17 protein-coding genes are annotated in these 19,473 nt (G+C 38.2%); all 17 read left to right on the plus strand.

All coding sequences use genetic code 11. From position 1 onward, the window contains the following. The first annotated feature begins 13 nt into the window (after positions 1-13). Positions 14-1,318 (plus strand): B12-binding domain-containing radical SAM protein, encoded by a 1,305-nt coding sequence (locus tag T344_RS0104240; protein WP_027627671.1) that lies wholly within the window; start codon positions 14-16, stop codon positions 1,316-1,318. A 2-nt stretch (positions 1,319-1,320) separates the two neighbouring features. Continuing rightward, a complete protein-coding gene (locus tag T344_RS0104245; protein ID WP_027627672.1) occupies positions 1,321-3,480 on the plus strand; it encodes a 2-hydroxyacyl-CoA dehydratase family protein in 2,160 nt (719 codons plus the stop codon). Then, complete coding sequence (locus tag T344_RS27570; RefSeq protein ID WP_034860606.1) at positions 3,464-4,261, plus strand: acyl-CoA dehydratase activase; 798 nt, start codon at positions 3,464-3,466, stop codon at positions 4,259-4,261. The genes T344_RS0104245 and T344_RS27570 overlap by 17 nt, the downstream gene beginning before the upstream one ends. A 145-nt stretch (positions 4,262-4,406) precedes the next feature. Further along, entirely contained in the window at positions 4,407-4,943 is a 537-nt protein-coding gene (locus T344_RS0104255; protein WP_154669417.1) for a hypothetical protein, read from the plus strand. A 34-nt stretch (positions 4,944-4,977) separates the two neighbouring features. Then, positions 4,978-6,165: a 2-hydroxyacyl-CoA dehydratase family protein gene (locus T344_RS0104260; RefSeq protein ID WP_027627674.1), complete on the plus strand. Its 1,188-nt coding sequence runs from the start codon at positions 4,978-4,980 to the stop codon at positions 6,163-6,165. Between the two features lies 1 nt (position 6,166). Beyond that, on the plus strand, positions 6,167-6,913 hold the full coding sequence (locus tag T344_RS0104265) for an enoyl-CoA hydratase/isomerase family protein (protein WP_027627675.1): 747 nt from the start codon (positions 6,167-6,169) through the stop codon (positions 6,911-6,913). 26 nt (positions 6,914-6,939) lie between these two features. After that, positions 6,940-7,689 (plus strand): 3-oxoacyl-ACP reductase FabG, encoded by a 750-nt coding sequence (gene fabG / locus T344_RS0104270; protein ID WP_027627676.1) that lies wholly within the window; start codon positions 6,940-6,942, stop codon positions 7,687-7,689. Between the two features lie 2 nt (positions 7,690-7,691). Further along, complete coding sequence (locus T344_RS27575) at positions 7,692-9,239, plus strand: NHL domain-containing protein (RefSeq protein ID WP_051571578.1); 1,548 nt, start codon at positions 7,692-7,694, stop codon at positions 9,237-9,239. Between the two features lie 287 nt (positions 9,240-9,526). Continuing rightward, a complete protein-coding gene (locus tag T344_RS27580) occupies positions 9,527-10,264 on the plus strand; it encodes an alpha/beta hydrolase (protein WP_034860607.1) in 738 nt (245 codons plus the stop codon). Continuing rightward, complete coding sequence (locus tag T344_RS0104285; protein WP_027627678.1) at positions 10,230-11,555, plus strand: B12-binding domain-containing radical SAM protein; 1,326 nt, start codon at positions 10,230-10,232, stop codon at positions 11,553-11,555. Before T344_RS27580 ends, T344_RS0104285 begins: the two co-directional genes overlap by 35 nt. Positions 11,556-11,757: 202 nt before the next feature. Further along, positions 11,758-12,501 carry an ACP S-malonyltransferase gene (locus T344_RS0104290; RefSeq protein ID WP_162178022.1) on the plus strand — a complete coding sequence of 248 codons (744 nt, stop codon included), beginning with the start codon at positions 11,758-11,760 and terminating at the stop codon, positions 12,499-12,501. A 124-nt stretch (positions 12,502-12,625) separates the two neighbouring features. Next, positions 12,626-13,423: an ABC transporter permease gene (locus T344_RS0104295; protein ID WP_027627680.1), complete on the plus strand. Its 798-nt coding sequence runs from the start codon at positions 12,626-12,628 to the stop codon at positions 13,421-13,423. A 1-nt stretch (position 13,424) separates the two neighbouring features. Beyond that, entirely contained in the window at positions 13,425-14,201 is a 777-nt protein-coding gene (locus T344_RS0104300) for an ABC transporter permease (RefSeq protein WP_027627681.1), read from the plus strand. A gap of 23 nt (positions 14,202-14,224) precedes the next feature. Next, on the plus strand, positions 14,225-15,229 hold the full coding sequence (locus T344_RS0104305) for an ABC transporter ATP-binding protein (RefSeq protein ID WP_027627682.1): 1,005 nt from the start codon (positions 14,225-14,227) through the stop codon (positions 15,227-15,229). A 96-nt stretch (positions 15,230-15,325) separates the two neighbouring features. Beyond that, positions 15,326-15,571 (plus strand): phosphopantetheine-binding protein, encoded by a 246-nt coding sequence (locus tag T344_RS0104310; protein ID WP_034860608.1) that lies wholly within the window; start codon positions 15,326-15,328, stop codon positions 15,569-15,571. Positions 15,572-15,660: 89 nt separating this feature from the next. After that, the gene (locus T344_RS0104315; RefSeq protein WP_027627684.1) at positions 15,661-17,244 is read left to right on the plus strand and encodes a hypothetical protein; all 1,584 of its coding nucleotides are present in this window, start codon (positions 15,661-15,663) and stop codon (positions 17,242-17,244) included. A gap of 131 nt (positions 17,245-17,375) precedes the next feature. Next, the gene (locus tag T344_RS0104320; RefSeq protein WP_027627685.1) at positions 17,376-18,953 is read left to right on the plus strand and encodes a hypothetical protein; all 1,578 of its coding nucleotides are present in this window, start codon (positions 17,376-17,378) and stop codon (positions 18,951-18,953) included. Positions 18,954-19,473: the final 520 nt, after the last annotated feature.

Consider the following 19,473-nt stretch of genomic DNA (forward strand, 5'->3'; position numbering starts at 1 on the left):
ACGGAGGTATGATTTGAAAAGAATTTTACTATTGATACCTAAAGGAAATGGAGCAGGCCAAGGTAAGAAATGGAATAGAAGTTGGCCTCAAAATATTGAAAAAATCGTAAGCGACAACTTATGGAAAGTGGTTACTCCAGGACCTCTTGTGCTGGCTGCAATGGTAAACAGGGACGACTATGAGGTCTGTCTGCTGGATGAAGAATTCGGACATATAGATCCTGATAGTACTTATGATATTGTTGCGATTTATACTGTTACCCCAAATGCCAACCGTGCCTATTCTCTTGCAGATGAATTCCGAGTAAGGGGTGCTTACGTGGTTTTGGGAGGAGTACACGCCGCTATGTGTCCGGATGAGGCCGTACATCATGCAGATACGCTTCTTTTGGGAGAAGCGGAATTAATCTGGCCGGAATTTTTGAGTGAATTTGAGCAGGGAAAACCTAGAAAAATCTATACTCAGAAGCTGGGACAGGTAAACATTAATGAATCTCCTGTTCCCGCATTTGAACTCTTACCAGGGAATGGAAGAAAAATTATACCTGTACAGACAGCTCGCGGATGTCCTCATGGCTGCAAGTTCTGCAATATCCGGAGTATATATGGCGGTGGCTACCGTACTAAGACCATAGCAAATGTAATGAAGGAAATATACGCATTACTCGGTGTAAATCCCAGAGCTACAATTTATTTCACTGACGACAATTTCTTCTGCAATAAGATAAGGTCGCGGGAACTAATGAATGAGTTTAAAAACTGTGGCATTTATTGGTATACACATACTGATCTTTCACTGGGTCAGGATGAAGATTTAATGGAATTGGCTTATAAAAGTGGCTGCAGACAGGTACTTATCGGCTTTGAAAGTGTAAATCCCGCTAATTTAGCTGGGATTGACGAAAATAATTTTAAAAGCAAAAATTTCGCAGAATACAAAAATGTCATAAAGAGAATACAGTCACATGGAATAGGTGTAGTAGGAAGCTTTATTGTCGGGTTGGAGGAAGATGGAATAGAAGTCTTTAATCAGCTGGGTGAATTTATTTCGGAAACAAAAATATATGGTGCAAGTATTACAGTTAATACACCATATCCGGGAACATATTCATTTAACAAATTGAAGGAGGAAAACAGAATTCTCTCTTATAATTGGGATGAATATACCATTTTTCAACCGGTAATGAGGTTTGGAAAAATGACGCAAGAGGAATTGAATGCTGGGTATATAAACCTGATGAATAACTTTATTTCTCAAAAATCGGTATATGAAAGACTGAAATATATGAAGAGTCAGATGATTCAGAGGAAAGGATAAATATGTGTGGTTATCAATATGAAGATGAAAAACCGATAATTGGATATCTATGTTCTTATTTTCCTAAAAAGGCTATAGAGAATTTAGGATTTGAAACCATTGCATTCAGTGAAATAACCAGCAATACTTCCCATAGAAAAGGTGACCTTCCTGTCAATATTTGCAGCTATGTAAGGTATTGTCAAGGAATATTGGAGTATACCAAACTGGACGGAATTGTACTTTTTAACTGCTGTAATGCCATGCAGCGTTTATATGACTGGGTGAAATCACATAGGCCGGACTTATTCTGCCATATGGTGGAATTACCTAGAAATGATTCTGCCCTGAATCAAAGCTATCTTCAGAAAAATATAGACATCCTTTTTAAAGATATATGCAATTATTTTCAGTTCATTCCGCCTAAAGAAGCTCTTTCTTTGGAGAACGACATTTTCGTGCCGCATATTGAGGATGATACCATATATGTGATTGGAAGTGCTGTTTCACCTATTCTCAAGGATAAAATCGAAGAATATACGAAGCCAAATAAAGTGTATATGAATATTTGTTCCTCAAGAAATATAAGAGCAGCAGACGGTAATTTCCGCATACAGGAGCCTTGTGCCAGAATGGAATGGTTTACCGGGTGGTTTGATTCCTTTTTAGCTGAAAACAGAACAAAGCTGAAAGGTATTATATATATGCCATGCCAGCACTGTGACAGCTTTCTTTTCAGTTATCCTTCAGTTCGCAGGTTATGTATAAAATATAATATCCCTCTGCTTGAAATTGAGGAAGGTTATAAGCATACAGGTTTTGGACAAATTTCGACCCGCTTGGAGGCATTTTTAGAAAGCGTGGATTTCAAAAGTAAAGCGGGTTACAGGGGAAACTCCGAAGAAATCAGTTCCGGCAGCCGTACGGCAGATATGGATATCAAGAATAACGGTCTTGATGGCAGAAATGTATTTCAGCAAAGGATGAACCTGGTCAGAGCAATTGTTCAGAAGCTGCCTATGGAAGCAATTAAAATGGTAGTAAATAACCAGGTTGAATTGTTTACAAATAAAATATGGAGTACTCCTGAAAAAATAATTTGGACAAATATGGTCATGCCCGTTGAAATATTTTATTCATCAGGACTGATACCTGTAAATATGGAGCTTGTGGCAGGCTGGACAGCGTCCCTGCAGCTTTCAAAGCATTTTATATCAAAAAGCGAAGGAGTTGGGTTCAGCTCAAGCCTGTGTTCCTATCACAAGGCAACGATGGGACTGATTTTGGAAAATTGTCTGCCGGTACCAAAAGGAATTGCAATATCATCTCATATATGCGACGGGGGACCGGGAATTGCTAATTATTTACGTGATATCTACAAAACGGAGAGCTTTATTCTGAATGTTCCGTTTAATACAAATCAAATAAATTTTTCGTATGTAAAAAAACAGTTTGAAATGCTAATAGACTGGGTTGAGCGTTATACAGGCAATAAAACGGACATGGAAAAATTAAAGGATTCAATGCGGCTTACAAATCAGGCAAGAGATTACTGGATAAAAGCTTTTGAATTGAGAAAGGGAGATCCTTTATTCTACGGACACCTTTCTCTGAGAAATTTGTTTGGCGCAACGTTCCTTTTTGGTTCCCAGTTGGGAGTGGATGTCGCCAGGGCTTATTACCAACAACTGCTGCAGAAGTCAGAGGAGAACAACGGCCATAAGAGTACAAAAAAGAGGCTTTTATGGATACACTTTGCACCATTATATAACAACAGCATTATGGAATATCTTGAAAAGGAACTGGATTGTTGGATTGTTATGGACATCACAGGATATATCTACTGGGAGGAATATGACCTGGAGCATCCCATAGACAGTCTTGTAAAACGGTCATTATCACACTTTTATCTGGGGAATCCTATGGAACGCAAAGAGCTATATCGAAGGCTTGCAAAAAAATATACCGTCGACGGGATAGTTCACTTTATGCACAACGGCTGCAGAGCAATTCCGGGAGCAGCATGGCAGGTAAGGGAACTGGCCGCCGAGCTTGATATGCCTGTACTGGAATTGACAGGAGATTGTATTGATCCACGGGGATTTTCAGAGGAGCAGATGAAATTAAGGATGGAAGCTTTTAAAGAGACACTGGGGAGGGATTTATTTGTATCTGGGAGTTGATGTAGGCTCAGTGAGCACTGATGCGGTATTAATAGGCGAACGGGGAGAACTTTGTGCATACTCCATTGTAAAAAGCGGATTTGATCATAAGTATGCCATTAACCAGGCAATTGAGGAAGTATGCCATAAATCAGGCATACAAAGGGAAGATGTGAAGGGAATTGTAGGTACAGGCTATGGAAGACGCAATGTTCCGGATGCTCTAAAGGCTATAACCGAAATTTCATGCCATGCGATGGGAATACACAGTATATTTCCGGAGGTGCGTACAGTCATTGATATAGGCGGACAGGACAGTAAAGTTATTCGCATAACGGATAATGGTTTTGTAGATACATTTGTTATGAATGACAAATGTGCAGCTGGAACAGGAAGGTTCCTGGAGGTTATGGCACAAGCAATGGGTATCGGGGTAGATGAATTGGGGATGCTGTCTAAAAAATCAAAGAAAGTGCAGCCAATCAGCAGTATATGTACCGTATTTGCGGAATCGGAAGTAATTTCTAGGGTTGCTGAGGGCAGCAAAAAAGAGGATATTATTGCGGGAATACACCGGGCGATTGGCGAGAGGCTAATGGGAATGGTGTCCACAATCGGTATAAGGACTCCCATTGCAATTACGGGAGGCGTAGCGAAAAATTCAGGTGTGGTAAAAGCAATTTCAAGCTTTGTGGGAGGTATTCCTCTTGTTCCTGATGAACCTCAGATAATCGGAGCGTTGGGTGCAGCTATCTATGCAATGAATAATATTAACAGCAGTCTTGAGGTATGTAATGGATAGCAGAAAAGTATGCATAGGGTGGTATTGTCCATTTGTATATCCTGCAATTACTAATGCCCCTCATATCGACCTGAAACAAATTTCCTTCGGACAGGAGCAAAATATCAGTTTCGCATCTACTAAGCTATGCAGAAAGCTTTCGGCTGTGAAGAAGGAAATAACAAACGGAGCCCTTGATGGGATTATTATGGTAAATTGCTGCAATCTTGCATGGCATATGTATGACTTGTTTGTTAAGGAGTATGAGCAGTTACCTGTGTTTTTGCTTGAAATACCTAGAAAAAATGATGAGAGCTGCAAAAAAATTATATTAAGACAATATGTACTTTTGGAAGAATGGCTTTTAAATTTGAATAACACAAGTCGCTTTATGGGGAATAAAAGCATTTCCGAAAATAATTACAATATGCTTTTGAATAATAATGAGAGCTTAAGTAGGATTGCGGAGCAAAAGTCGGACTGGTGCTGCCTGCCTTATGACTTTAATGAGGCTCTTCCTGCTGACCGAATGTTGAGTAATTTATTGAAAGAAAATATATGTCCGCGTTTAATATCGGAAGATTACCGCAAATGTCCGGAAGGTACTGGAAATAGCCTTTTAGCTTGTAATGGGATGGAACCGGATAAGTTCTGTTTAATAAAAAGCTATTTATCTGCGAAGCAGGTAAAAGGAGAGCTTTAGTATACAAATAAGCAATATGTTGAGGAAAGAGCGAATGAATAATAGCTTCAGGCATAAGATGGATTTATCTATACGGTTTATGGTGTCCAGAAAGGAATTGGACATTGCAGCATATTTAAAGGAGCAATTATCGGTTCTTGATGATATATTGCTGGGAAAGCCGTACCTTGCCGTGACCTTTTATGTTCCCGGAGAACTTTTGGCTTTGTTTGATGTAACCGCACTTTATATGGAAAGAATAGCAGGCTTTGGGGCTGCAAACCGAATCTGCACTTCGCTGGAGACATACAGGGGAATGACCGGGTTTCCATATTACGGCTGTTCCTACCAGCTGCTGTTCGATTATATGATTAATTCGGGGATCCTTCCGAAGCCATACGGTTTTGTTGCTGCCAGCTTTGCCTGCGATGATGCGTGGTCATATTGCAGATATGCATCTGGCAAGTATGGAATACCGTTTTACTTTATGGATGTCCTAAATGGCTGCGACGTAAATTCTTCCGAATATCTGGCTGCACAGCTGAAAGAGCTTTATACAGAGCTGCAATCGGTTTTTCCTCAGGTATTATCTGTTGAAGAGGTTGTAGATGCATCCAATAAGGCCATTTCATCTAAAAGCAGGATTGATGAATTACGATTCAAGTATCCCGGTATTATGAACAGTACTCAGGCATTTAAGATGTTTACCATATACAATGACCTGGGAAGAAAAGAGGCTGTCAGCGTATTAAATCAGACTCTGGACGACTTGCAGCAGAAGGTAGTTACATATGCATATAATAATGAACCAAGGGTTTTATGGCTTGGTATCCTTCCATTATACAAAAACAGTATAATTCAAGAAATAGAAAAAAAATATAAATGCAGGATTGTCTATGAAGAGCTTTATAGCTTTCCTCACGAACAGCTCAGTGTTAAAAGCTTTTTTAATGATTTGGCCAAACGTATAGAGAAAAATTTATTCTATACGCCCGAAAAACGGATGGAAGCAATTATCAGTTTAATAGATAAATTGGAAATTGACGGTATCATACACTTTTCTCAAAATAATTGCAGATTTCTTCCTCCACAGGTACCCCTCCTCCAGAGAAAGTTATCTGAACTGGGAATACCTTTTGTGGAAGTGCGCGGTGATGCTGTTGAACCAGAGTGCTTTAATGAAAATGAGTTCTTTAATTATCTTGATACTTTTTTTGAAATTATATGCAGGGGAGTAAAGTAAAATGTATGTAGACAAAGAGATAAAAGACAGCATAGGATATATATGGCTGAACCGCCCCAGGACAAACAGTCTGAGTCATACTTTACTTGAAGAACTGCTGGAGGCTGTGACTGCGTTTGACGCAGAGAATGAAATAACGGCAGTTGTTCTCTCCAGCAGGCTTCCATTCGGATTTTCCGGGGGACTGGACTTAGGGAGCTTTTATGTATCCGGAGAGCATGAATTGACGGGAAGTAATGTGTACAAGGCTGTATATCTGACTTTTCAAATAAATAGGAAAATAGTTTCCTCGGATAAGATATTAATAGCAGTACTTTCAGGGCCTGTCATAGGATCAGCCGCATCCATAGCATTTAGCTGCGATATAAGAATTGCTGACAGCGGAGCCTGGTTCTGGCTTCCCGATCCCCAATACGGCGGTTTGCTGGCCGACGGAGGCCTTGAAATGCTGACAAGGCATATTGGAAATTCAAGGGCCTGCACACTTGCTTTGACTAATGACAGGATAAATGCCGACAGGGCATTTTCAATGGGCTTGCTTTACAGGCTTTTCAACAGGGAAAACTTGCAGCAGGAGGCAGTGAAGCTTGCAAAGCGTATTTCAGAGTATTCTAAAAATACACTTTCTTTATCCAAAAAAATTATTAATAAAAATGTACTTGAGTCGTTTGAGGACAAAATGCTCAAACAGGTTCTGGTGTCGGAAGATATGATAAAAAGGCTTTCTGATTATACTTCTGTCAAGTAGATAAGTGAAGGGAGAGAAAATAGCAAATGAGTATGAATGAAAAGGTTGCGATTGTGACAGGTGGGTCAAGAGGTATCGGAAGTGAAATTGTATTATCTATGGCAGGCAAGGGTGTCAAGGTTGCATTCACATATATCAAAAGCACAGATGCAGCCGATGAGTTGCTTAATAAGGCAAAGGGCCTGCCGGGGATGGTTAGGGGCTATAAGACAGATATAAAAAACCGGCAGGAAGTCAAGAGTATGGTAGCAGACGTTATCAGGGAATGGGGAAAAATAGATATTCTCGTAAATAATGCAGGTGTCCGTAGAGACAAGACCCTTGCCTTTATGTCGGATGAGGAGTGGGAGGATGTCCTTCAGACAAACCTCTCGGGGACTTTTAACATGACCAAGGCAATTGTTTTTGATATGGTTAAAAAGAAAAAAGGAAGAATTATCAATATTGGTTCAATAAGCGGCCTCTATGGAATTGCAGGACAGACAAACTACTCCAGTACAAAGGCTGCACTTATGGGATTTACAAAATCCCTTGCAAAGGAGGTAGCTCCCTATGGGATCAGTGTAAATATTGTTGCACCCGGTGGAGTAGAAACGGATATGACAAAGGATCTCGCACCAAAGGATAGGGAAAAGCTGGTAAAGGGTGTGCCAATGGGGCGTATGTGCAGCCCCTCTGAGGTTGCGCAGGTAGTATTGTACCTTGCGGATGATGAGTTATGTCCTGCCTACCTGACCGGGGCTATGATTCCTCTTGATGGGGGGTACGGGCTGTAAACATGAATAACGGATTAAAAGCTTCAAAGATATTAAGCCGTGAACAGGCTATAGCACATATCAGTGAGAACCTTGAAAAAGGGAATACTCTGATTCTGGCCATGTTTGACATTGATTTTTTTATTAATGTAGATGCAAGAGTTGGAAAGCCGGAAGGTGACAGGATTCTGGAAAGGATTTCAAGGTTCCTGGCGGATTCTGTAAACACTGAGTTTACAAGATATGGCGGCGACGAATTCCTGGCTGTATATAAGGGAAAGACGGCAGAAGAGCTTAAATTTGAATTAGAGGCTTTGAGAAAGGATTTTCGCAGAGAAAGATTTATCAGCACGGATTCAATTTATGGAAAGGTTCCCATTACTGTCAGTATCAGTATTACAAAAAGCGGTGGAAACAGTAGTGATACATGGATATTGCTTAAATCTGCGGAAATCGGTCTGGCTATGGCTAAAAAAATGGGGAGAAACAGAGTAATAATTACTCCTGAGCAAAACATATCAGTTTCAAATAACCTGCAGGATGCTGTAATGACGATATCAGGCGGATTGAAAGGATATGGCGGTGATGGAGGAAATGCATTTGAAGCGGGTTTTGCGGAACCTTACGGTGTTGAAATAAACAGTGAAGGCGAGCTATATGTTGTTGACAGAGGAAACCACTGCATACGTAAGGTGGATCATAAGGGAATTATCAGTACGGTGGCAGGTAGAGGCTTCTATGGCTACGGCGGAGATGGAGGCCAGGCGGTTAAAGCAATGATAAACAAGCCGAACGGTGTTGCAATAGATAAATTCAATAAAATATACATAGCGGATACAGGAAACCACTGTATCAGAAAAATCGATAACAGTGGAAATATTTATACTATAGCAGGCTGTGGTGAAGAAGGCTACACAGGAGATGGCGGAATGGCAACCCGGGCGACCATGAGCCGCCCGGGCGGTGTTGCTGTGGATGACAAAGGATATGTGTTTACAAATGATTACGGGAACAATGTAATACGGATGATTACCCCCGAAGGTATAATTCACACAATTGCTGGTTCAGGTCAGTTCGACTATACGGGCGATGGTGGAGATCCTTTAAAAGCAGGTCTCAACAAGCCATATGGACTGGCTGTTACAGGAGACGGGAATACTCTGTATATTGCAGACTATGGAAATAATTGTATACGGAAAGTCGACAGGAAAAAGAACATAATATCTACGGTATGTGGTAACGGAAAAGAGGGATATACAGGTGATAACTCAGACGCCGATAAATCTCAGATCAGCAAACCTTTCTGGGTGGGAATATGGCCGCCGGATTATTTACTGATAGCAGACGGAGAGAATAACTGTATCCGGGTTGTAAATACAAAAACAAATAAAATTGCGACTTTGGCCGGTAATGGAAATCCGGGCTACAAGGATGGTGCAGTCTTAAACCGGGAAATAGAATTCAATCTTCCTGCGGGAGTTGTTGCAGATGCCAGGAGGAGGCTTGTTTATGTGGCTGATTACGGGAACAATGCAGTAAGAAAAATCAGGGTGGAGCAGCTACCATGCTGAATGCAAAATTTGGCACACCGGTTTGTCTTGTGTATGTCAATAAATATTAAAATTTCCGGATAATTTACAAAACCAGGATTTTAAAAAGGGTGTGGGATATTTTGATTTATGTACTATTTACAATAATTTTGTTCGTATTGGGTTTTATTCTCTTCAGTTTTTTTAAGGCATACAAAATAGCCTATGAACTGAGTCACCCGAAAAGATCTTTATGCCCGTATAATTTTGAAGATTATGAGCAGCGAAAATTCGACATAGGAAATAAAAACGTCAGGTGTCTGTGTGGTATGGAAATTACACCGAGTGGAAAACAAATCGGGACAATATTGGCCTGCCATTACCTGGGAGGCTCAAAAGAAATGATTTTTCCATTTATAGAACCCTTGTTACAAAAGGGTTTTCGGATATTGAGCTTTGATTTTCATAACCATGGTGAGAGTAAACATAATCCCATTGTGGCAATGACCTTGGAAAAGGATTTTGAGCTGTTTTATGATGCTGTAAAAAGCATGGGGATTAAAGGTCCTTTCGGGGTAATTGGCTTTTCCATGGGAGCTACACCTGCACTCCTGTCCTTGGCAAACCACAAGGATATAAAAGCAGCAGTAGTTGATAGCGGACCTCTTATATTTGTAAAGAATTATTTTACTTATGTTTTAAAGGACAGAGGAGTAAAAAATCCTGTATGTAAGATATTTTTTTACATAATTTATCTTAAATTTGCCGGGTTTAACCAAATGGCAGATAAAGTTATAAGATCAATGTACAAGGTAAAGGGGAAACCTGTTATGTTTATTCATGGTGAAAAGGACAATATTATTCCTATTGAGAATTCCAGAGTTGTATATGACATAATAAAATCAGAACTGACTGAGTGGTGGAGTATACCGGGTTCAAGACATTTAACCAACTATTTTCTTCAAAAGAAGGAGTATTGCGAGAAGATTACTGATTTTTTTATAAAAAACTTAAAGGAGGAAGCTATTAATTATGAAGCAAGTTGCGTTGATCTCTCCCAAAGGTAATATATTCGGGAAAAATGAGAAAATGATTTCATTTCTGAACGGTTCCCGGTATATGGACAGCTTTCGGTTATTGTGGTCGGGCCCCAGCTTGGGATTACTTACAGTAGCAAGTCTGCTGCCTTCCGACTGGGAATGTGAATATATTGACGAAAATTATAAAGTAATAGACTTTGATAAAAACTATGATCTTGTATGTATAAGTGCTATGTCTCAGCAGGTACTGAACGGATATAGGATTGCTGAGGAATTCCGTAAAAAGGGAGTACTCACGGTAATAGGAGGTATACACGCAACAGTACTCCCTGAGGAAGCTTCGCAGTTTGTAGATGTGGTTATGGCAGGTGAAGCGGAGGTTATCTGGCCGCAGTTTCTTGAAGATTATGAAAGCGGCAGTATTAAAAAAATATACAGTGAGGAGTGCGTAGGGCAGTATCCTTTGACTGATCCGATAATGCCACGGTACGACCTGCTCAAGGGCTATAACTACCCTGTAATAACCATACAGACAACACGCGGCTGTCCTCATGACTGCTCTTTTTGTGCTGCATCCAAGGTATTCGGAGCCAAATACAGAAGAAAACAGAACGAAAATATTTTTAAGGAATTGATGGAAATAAAGAAGCTGTATCCGGATTCTTTGATCCTGTTTGCCGATGACAACATGTTTGTAAAAAGAGATGAGTCCAAGGAGCTGCTGAAAGAAATGATTAAAATCGATATACGGTGGATCGCACAGACTGATATCTCTATTGCCAAGGATTCTGAGCTGTTGAAGCTGATGGTACTGTCAGGCTGTCAATGGGTGGTAATAGGATTTGAAAGCGTTTCCTATAGCAGTCTTTACGGGTTGGACAAAAATAACTGGAAATTAAACCAATTGCCTCATTATGCAGAGTCCATAAGAAAAATACAGGATTATGGTGTTGGGGTCTACGGAACATTTATTGTAGGACTGGATCAGGATAGCAGTAATGTCTTCAAGGATACAGCCGATTTCATCATAGAAAATTATATTTACGGTGCCAATATAACGATACCCACACCATTGCCCGGTACAAGGCTCAGGACTGAGTTGGAATTGCAAAACCGCATTTTGACAAGTGATTGGTCATACTATACATTCTGGGATGTAACAATAAAGCCGGCCAACCTGACTGCTGACGAGTTACAGGACGGAGTGCTTTACATATATCAAAGGATATGTGACAGTTCAGCAGCAGATAAAAGACTTATTACCCTAAAAAAAATCGCAAAAAGGCGTAAAGAGCTTATTAATGAATACATAATATGAGGAAAGGGGGAGGAACTTGTTTTCATATGCAGTTGCTTTTCCGGCAAGAGATACATTCAGCCAAGGGTTAAGCTCATCTTTTTATGATGAGTATATACAGTTTCGGGAAATTTATAATGCTGCAAGTCAATGCATTGGAGAAGACCTACACGAAATCTCGTATCGGAATAATACAGTAAAACCGGAGCTACATACCGTCTGTTTGATTACACATTGTTATGCACTGTATCAACTGTTTCGGTCAAATATTAAAAAGCCGGATGCAGCCATTGGCTTCAGCCAGGGAGAATTTACCGCAGCAGCGGTTGCAGAAAGTCTTGATTTTTTAAGTATATTGCAGTTGGTTTACCGCCTTGAGAAAATAATTGTAAATAGTCCGAAAGTCACAGACGGAAGAATGGCACGGGTTGTTGAGCTGGACAGGGAGATATTGCTGAAATGCTGTGAAGAGGCTGATCCGGGCCGAAAGGAACTATCGGTTGCAATCCTGTTTTCAAAGGATCAGAATGTTGTTTCAGGGTCATCGGGGGCGGTTGAGAGAGTTGGCAGGCTTGCAAAGCAAAATGGTGCCAGGTGGGTATTATCCTTGGGGAATGGCGGTGCTTTTCACAGTCCTTTATGTAAGGAAATCTTAAACCAGTCAACACCGATTTTTGAAGAATATGATTTTAGGGATACTGAAATACCGGTATACTCCTGCATAGACGGGTGCGGATCAAGAGTGGGAACAGTAATCAGAAAAAAGCTGTCAAATCAAATAGCGGGCTCCATTGTCTGGGACTGTTTAATTCATAATCTGACGGAGCAGGGAATCGATACTATTATAGAACTGGGACCGGGATGTAGTATTTCAGGAAATACAAGAATAGTCGAGCCGGCGGTTAAATGTAATTGGGTTAACAATATACAGGATTTAGAGAGTATTTTAAAGTGCATTGGGAAATAAAATTCAAGTGTAAATATATAACATTTATGAAAAAAAATGATTGATAAGAGATGCCAAATATTGTATAATTGTGTCGTTATTAAATAAGGTGTCTATTGTTAATTTATGTAAGCGGAGGGAGTTTATGGGATGTTTTTCTTTTGTAAGCAAAATATCGTTTAAGACAGCGGCTACATATAGAGCAGATATATGGCTTAGTATATTAAGAGCACTCTTATCTTTGTCCATACAGGTATTTTTATGGAAAGCTATATATTCAATAAACTCTGAACAGGCAGGACTTCCATTTCAGGATATGGTGACATACCTGATTATAAGTGCTGCTTTGTCAACTGCCTTGTTGGATCAGGCACCTTTATGGGATATTAGAAACGATGTAAGGTCTGGGAATATCGTTACCCATTTTTCAAGACCTTACAGCTATATGATGAACAAGATGGCGTTTGCAATCGGCAGATCCGCGTATAAGTTCATTTTTACAGCAATACCGTGTGTCATAGTTGCAAGTATTCTGTTTGGCTTTTCACTACCCCAAAATGTACCTGTACTGCTTTTGGCTATTTTTACTTCAATCAGCTCCTTTGTAATCTTCTTTTCAATGTATTTTATATTCGGACTTACTACATTCTGGTATATGGATATGCATGGTGCAGTACCATTGGTTCTTGGTAATTTTTCAAAAGTTTTATCAGGCGCCGTAATACCTTTGTGGTATTTTCCGGAATGGCTAAGAAATATTGCAAATACTTTGCCTGTACGTCTGGGATTTGACTTGCCGCTATCCATTTATTTCGGAAGAATAAACGGAACAGCAATACTATCCGGAATACTTATTCAGATTATCTGGATTGCCGCGTTACTGGCAATAAGCTATATTTGTTGGTTCTTTGCGGCACGCAGAATTGTGATACAAGGAGGTTGACATGTTTTTACATTTGATGGTACTGAACATAAAAGCCCGTATGCAGTACGGAAGATCTTTTATATATGATATGTTTACCCAGATCATGGTTTACGTATTTGAGATATTAATCGTATGGATACTTTTGAGTCGGTTTGAACTTCCTGGCGGCTGGGGTTTCAATGAGGTTTTATTTCTGTTTGGTTTGGGATATTTTGCAAGAGCGGTGGAATGTGCTTTCGTTTGGGATCCTATGTTAAAAATGAGCGATTATGTTAAAGAAGGAACACTGGACAAGTTCCTAACCGCACCTGTAAATACATTTGTATATTTAATAGGTACTGATTTTTCTGTGTGGCCGTTGGCTCACGTCTTTTTTTCACTTATTGTGACAATTTTCGCAGGAGGCAGTATAGGTGTTACCTGGACGGCCGCAAATATATTCTGGGTATCCTTAGCAGCAATCGGTGGTGCATTTATTTATACAGCATTTATTATTTTAGGCGGAGCACTTGCATTTTGGATAATCAAGTCACAGGTACTTATATGGATGTTTGTCGACACAATATCGCTTATCAATTACCCTGTATCCATATATCCGAAAGCAATACAATATATTTTGTCCTATGTAATACCTATTGCATTGGCAAACTATTTTCCTACTGTTTTCATACTGAATAAGGGGAATATTAACAGTTTATCCATGACATTGATATTTTTGGTTGGTTTCTTGCTTTTTTGCATTTCATACAGGTTTTGGTGGTTTGGTTTGAAACGTTATCAAAGTGCTGGTAACTAAATCATTGGTGGGAGGAAAGTTCTATGGAGATTATTCGGGTTGAGAATCTTGGAAAGACGTATAAGATTCAGAAAAATAACCAGGGTTTTATTAAATCATTTACAAGCTTGATTAAGAAAGAGTGGGAACAAAAGGTTGCTTTGGATAATATAAATTTTACGATAAATAAAGGCGATATTGTGGGGTATATCGGACCTAACGGAGCAGGTAAATCTACCACGATAAAAATTCTTGCAGGAATTTTACACCCCTCGGTTGGACAGGTTTTGGTAAATGGAATTGTTCCTTACAAGGAAAGAATTAAAAATGCAAGGAGAATTGCATTGGTAACCGGACAAAGAACAAATTTATTCTGGGATCTGCCGATTATTGATACATTCAATCTTATGAAACGAGTTTATAAGATACCGCAGGATAAATTTAAGAAAAACCTGGATATGCTGACGGATATAATCGGAGTAGGGGAATTTATAAATACACCAGCGAGGCAGTTGAGCCTGGGGCAGCGTATGCGTGCCGATATCGTTGCCGTCATGCTCCACGATCCGGATATCGTTTACTTGGATGAGCCCACAATAGGACTTGATGTTGTGGCGAAAGACAGTGTGAGAAACTTTTTTAAAGCAATAAATGAGCAAAAGAATACAACTATAATATTAACTTCTCATGACCTTGAAGATATCGAGCGCCTGTGCAACCGGGTAATAGTTATAGATAATGGAAAACTCGTATATTCCGGTGATATTAAGCATTTAATGAGCCAATACGGAAACGAGATATGTACCTTGTGCATTACAGTTGAAGATGATACGGAAGATTTTGAAATAGATGGATGTGACATAGAAAGAAATTTGAACAAACTCAAATTAAAATTTAACCGTAATTCTGCCACACCACCGGTTATCCTTAACAGGCTTCTTGAACGAGGAATAAAAGTAGTTGATTTTACGCTTAACGAACCATGCTTGGAAGATACAATAAAAGTGATATATGGTTCAAAAGAGGTAGGGGAGCCGATACATAAATAGGAAAACAATAATAAGTTAAACTTAAATTATTATTTTGTGCTTATTAATTAGGCAGTTAAATAAAAAAAGTTACTTTGCGTAGGGTGGTGAATTTATATGTTAATTTGTGAAATTGAGCAAAAAATATTTGAATTAATCAAAAAAAATATAGCTAATGAAAAAATGGATATTTTGGCAAATCTTACAGATTTAGGTATCAATTCCATAACCTTTGTCAAAATATTAATTGCTATTGAAAATGAATATGATTTTGAATTTGATGATGATGATTTGAATTTTGAGAATTTCAAAACAGTCAGTACACTGGCGAAATATGTTGAAGATAGACTTCAAAAGCCTTAAATTAAAGGGACATTCTGCAGAATTTGAAAAGTCTGCTATGTTAAAACACAAGTATGAAAACCGAAATTTGCGGTGGAATGGAGAGTAATATGGGAAGAGTCTTAGATATTGACATATATAAAAATGGATTTTCCGCGGATAGTGTTGACTGTATTAATGGGCCGGTTGCTGCTGCTGCCGGATACTACTCATATGAATTTTATTTCTATTATTGTTTTTTACATTGTATTTATATTCAAACATCAATTTGTGATAAGCTGTATAATGAACTGAATTTAGATGAATATGCAACCTTAATTCTAGAGAATATGGGGTTGGCTTTGAGAAAAATTGATTGTACAGATATGAGTGATATAGAGGTAATTTCAAATATTTCAAAAGTTATTATGGACGGGATGCCCGTTGTACTTGTTACAAAATATAATTCATTGTTTTATAATACTTATTACAAAAGTGATACATTTAAAATGAATCATGCGTTTATAATAAACGAGTATCTGGATGATAAAAATGTATTTGGAATTAAAGAAAGTACCCTTCTCAGAAACATTATAGATGCATATAAAAATACTGATATATTTTTCCCTTTACACATTACAGAAGCGATGCTAAGCGATATCTGGAAGATAGCAAACGAACAATTTATTCTTGAAAATTCAGCTTTTTATAAAAAATTTTACAGTTTGGAAAAGAAAACACATAAAGTAATAAACACTAATTTTATTCTAATGCATGCGATGAAGATTTTTGATAATTGGAACAATGAGTTAATAAATTTTATCGATAATTATGATAAAGACGGGAATTTTAATAAATCAACTACTGAAATCGATGGTTTAATCGAATATTTTAGGAAAAGATACTGCGGAACTCTAAAGCCAATTTACAACTTATTGTACTCTTGTTGTGATGAGGATTCGGCCGGCTATAGAAAGATATCAGAAGTAGAAGACCGGCAATTTAATTTAAGAACCGTGGTGTTAACTACTTTACACAAAGCCATGTTAAAAAAAAGGATACTGCCTGAAGATAAAAGGCAAAAATTAAAGGCCGATGTTATTGATACAGATAATGAAATGATTAGCCTGATTAATTCATTTATAGTAGATGATGGCGGAGCGGGAGTAGATTATCACTATATTGATATTTCGAAAATGTATAATAATCAGGCATTTGCCAACTGTATATCCGATGACAGTGTAGCTTCTCTTACTCATGATGGATTGCATTACATTATTGATAATAATGTTTGCTGCAACACAGTCTGGAATCAGGGGAATTTTAGCTTTATCTACGAGTATAAGCCTGAACAATACGATAATATTGCTTGCGACGGACAAACAATTGCTATCAATGGCGTAGAGGCATCAAAGATATCCTTACTTGCGTGTGCTGAACATGGAGACTTTCAGCTTCCTATAAATATTGAATTTGAAAATGAAGAAAAGATTCATATACAAGCTGATTTTTCTGATTTTTATATCCCACCGAAATATGGGGAAAAAATCTTTTGGTCCGGAATAGCAGCACGTAGGGTTGATGGGAAAACACATAAATTTCAATTCAATGGACGCTTGTTAGCAAAGACATATGAATTTAGAAAAAAGAGAGTCCGAAAAATAGAATTACCTGTTTGTAAAAATGTACATATTTTTGCAATAACCTTGGAATGAGTCCAGCTATTCGGAGATCATTAAATAACGGTTTTTAATACTGTCATTTGACTGGCTTATCCTGGCTTTCTGGTGATGAGTATATTGGTTTTGAAGTATTTGCACCAGAATCAAGGGGAAAAGGAGGTATAATGAGAAAGACCCTGGATATTGATTTGTACAAAAATGGTTTTGGCTATCAACAAGTTGACTGTATACGCGGACCGATCGCTGCCGCCGCAGGGTACTTCAGTTATAATAACTATTTTTATTTTTGTTATTTGCATGCCATTTTGAGTAATACCAAAAATTATTTTGAATCAGATTTTGTAGGCACTGCAAACAGGATATTGAGTTGCATGGGTTTGGAGTTACAGAAAATAGATTGCTCCGGGGACTCTCCGGAAGAAACCGTGAACAGGATTGCCCAGGAAATCCTTGAAGGGCGGCCTGTTATTCTGATCGTAAAATACAACTCGCTGTTCTACAATAAATACTATAAAGACAGCACATTTACTCTGGATCATGCCATTATTGTGAATGAGTACGGAGAAAATAACAATACATTCAGTATTAAAGAAGGATCCTTATTAAGAGATATAGTTGATGCTTATGAGAATTCCGATATATTTTTTTCACTACAATTAACCTTTGATATGTTGAAGGATATATATGATGAATCAAATAAGCAGTATATTAAGGAAACCCCAGTATTTGCAAACAGCATATATTCTATGCATAAGACTGAGGAAAACAATATTGATACGAATGATGTTATAAATGTTTCATTGATGTTGTTTCGGGACTATAAAAATGACTTGATAAATGTCATTAATTCCTATAATGAACAAATTGAAAAATTTAATTATTACATAGAATTTACAAGACGCCGGTTTTATGGCAGTATAAAGCCTATATTTTACCTTTTGTATGACCATTGCAAGCAAAGAAATCTGGATATGGCTTTGACAGAAAATACTGAAAAAAATATAGAAAAGATTCGAGGATACATACTTGATTTTTTATATACGGCCAGCATTACAGGTGCGAAAATTACTAGAGAAAAGCAAGAGATATTGTGTAATATGGTTCTAGACGGTGATGAAAGGCTCACTAATCTGATTCAGAGTCTATTTGTTAATGAAAGAAAGAAAAAAGAGATAAACTATTATGTGGATTTAACAAGATATTATAATAATCAGGCCTTTGAAGCAACCCTAAATGACAATTCTACTGCTGACATTACCGGTCAAGGAACTCATTACATAATGCAGGATGTTGTGATAAATGAGGAGTGGAAGAAAGGCGGATATAGTTTTATATACCGGTATTATACCGGACAGGTTGACAATATCAGCTGCGAAGGTCAGACAGTTTGGATTCCGGGTATTGATGCCAGATACATTAGTATACTGGGTTGTGCTGAGTTTGGAAACTATAGGGAGGACATAGAAATTGAGCTTTCAGACGGAACTAAACAAAGGATCACAACCGATTTTAGTGATTTTTATCAATCTGCCATTTTTGAAGAAACAATATATTGGATTGGAGCAGCTGCCGAAAGAAAAGACGGCAAGACAAATTATCACAACTTTAATGCAAGGCTTTTTGCAAAAAGATATCCCATTAAACCCGGTTGTGTTGTTTTGCTGACTTTACCACAAAGAAGAAATGTTCATATATTTGCATTGACCCTTACTAACGAGGTGTTAACATGTGTTCACAATTAGCAAATAAATAATTTAGAGCTTTTTGGGATGATCATGAATGTGGTGAAAAAAAGCATATGGGTATATCTAATTCTCTTCGTTTTGGAGTTTGCCCAAGGGCTTTTGTGTTATAATTTTGAAAGGTTTCATATTCATATATGGCTTTATAACCCATTGTGTTCCTGTAACATGGAGTAATCGGCATGGAGTGGAACCCGTCCAAGATGCCCCTGTCTTTTCATATCAATAAACAGATGGCAGTCGGTAAATTATATGCCGCCTGCCGTTCGGCATATAATTTACATAATTGACCTTGCCGACCTGGATTGCATAGACTAACACATAGACAAAACAGTTTGACATAATCAATACTTATAAATATAATTAAAATGTGATATCGATTACACATATATCATTACAGTACAGGTATGGCTATGAGTGTCATATGTATTTGTATTATGCAATATGGAAGAGCCACATAATACAAGCGGCAGTTTGCGTGCAGTTGCGAAGTATTAATCTATGGTTTAATATCTCATAT

It is taken from the genome of Ruminiclostridium cellobioparum DSM 1351 = ATCC 15832, from assembly GCF_000621505.1.
Taxonomy (GTDB): Bacteria; Bacillota; Clostridia; order Acetivibrionales; family DSM-1351; genus Ruminiclostridium; species Ruminiclostridium cellobioparum.

What these genes read in the sequence shown, in the direction of transcription:
- T344_RS0104245 (WP_027627672.1), top strand. Translation starts at nt 1,321, where the DNA reads ATGTGTGGTTATCAATATGAAGATGAAAAACCGATAATTGGATATCTA.
- T344_RS0104260 (WP_027627674.1), top strand. Translation starts at nt 4,978, where the DNA reads ATGAATAATAGCTTCAGGCATAAGATGGATTTATCTATACGGTTTATG.
- T344_RS0104265 (WP_027627675.1), top strand. Translation starts at nt 6,167, where the DNA reads ATGTATGTAGACAAAGAGATAAAAGACAGCATAGGATATATATGGCTG.
- fabG (WP_027627676.1), top strand. Translation starts at nt 6,940, where the DNA reads ATGAGTATGAATGAAAAGGTTGCGATTGTGACAGGTGGGTCAAGAGGT.
- T344_RS27575 (WP_051571578.1), top strand. Translation starts at nt 7,692, where the DNA reads ATGAATAACGGATTAAAAGCTTCAAAGATATTAAGCCGTGAACAGGCT.
- T344_RS27580 (WP_034860607.1), top strand. Translation starts at nt 9,527, where the DNA reads ATGGAAATTACACCGAGTGGAAAACAAATCGGGACAATATTGGCCTGC.
- T344_RS0104285 (WP_027627678.1), top strand. Translation starts at nt 10,230, where the DNA reads ATGAAGCAAGTTGCGTTGATCTCTCCCAAAGGTAATATATTCGGGAAA.
- T344_RS0104295 (WP_027627680.1), top strand. Translation starts at nt 12,626, where the DNA reads ATGGGATGTTTTTCTTTTGTAAGCAAAATATCGTTTAAGACAGCGGCT.
- T344_RS0104300 (WP_027627681.1), top strand. Translation starts at nt 13,425, where the DNA reads ATGTTTTTACATTTGATGGTACTGAACATAAAAGCCCGTATGCAGTAC.
- T344_RS0104305 (WP_027627682.1), top strand. Translation starts at nt 14,225, where the DNA reads ATGGAGATTATTCGGGTTGAGAATCTTGGAAAGACGTATAAGATTCAG.
- T344_RS0104310 (WP_034860608.1), top strand. Translation starts at nt 15,326, where the DNA reads ATGTTAATTTGTGAAATTGAGCAAAAAATATTTGAATTAATCAAAAAA.
- T344_RS0104315 (WP_027627684.1), top strand. Translation starts at nt 15,661, where the DNA reads ATGGGAAGAGTCTTAGATATTGACATATATAAAAATGGATTTTCCGCG.
- T344_RS0104320 (WP_027627685.1), top strand. Translation starts at nt 17,376, where the DNA reads ATGAGAAAGACCCTGGATATTGATTTGTACAAAAATGGTTTTGGCTAT.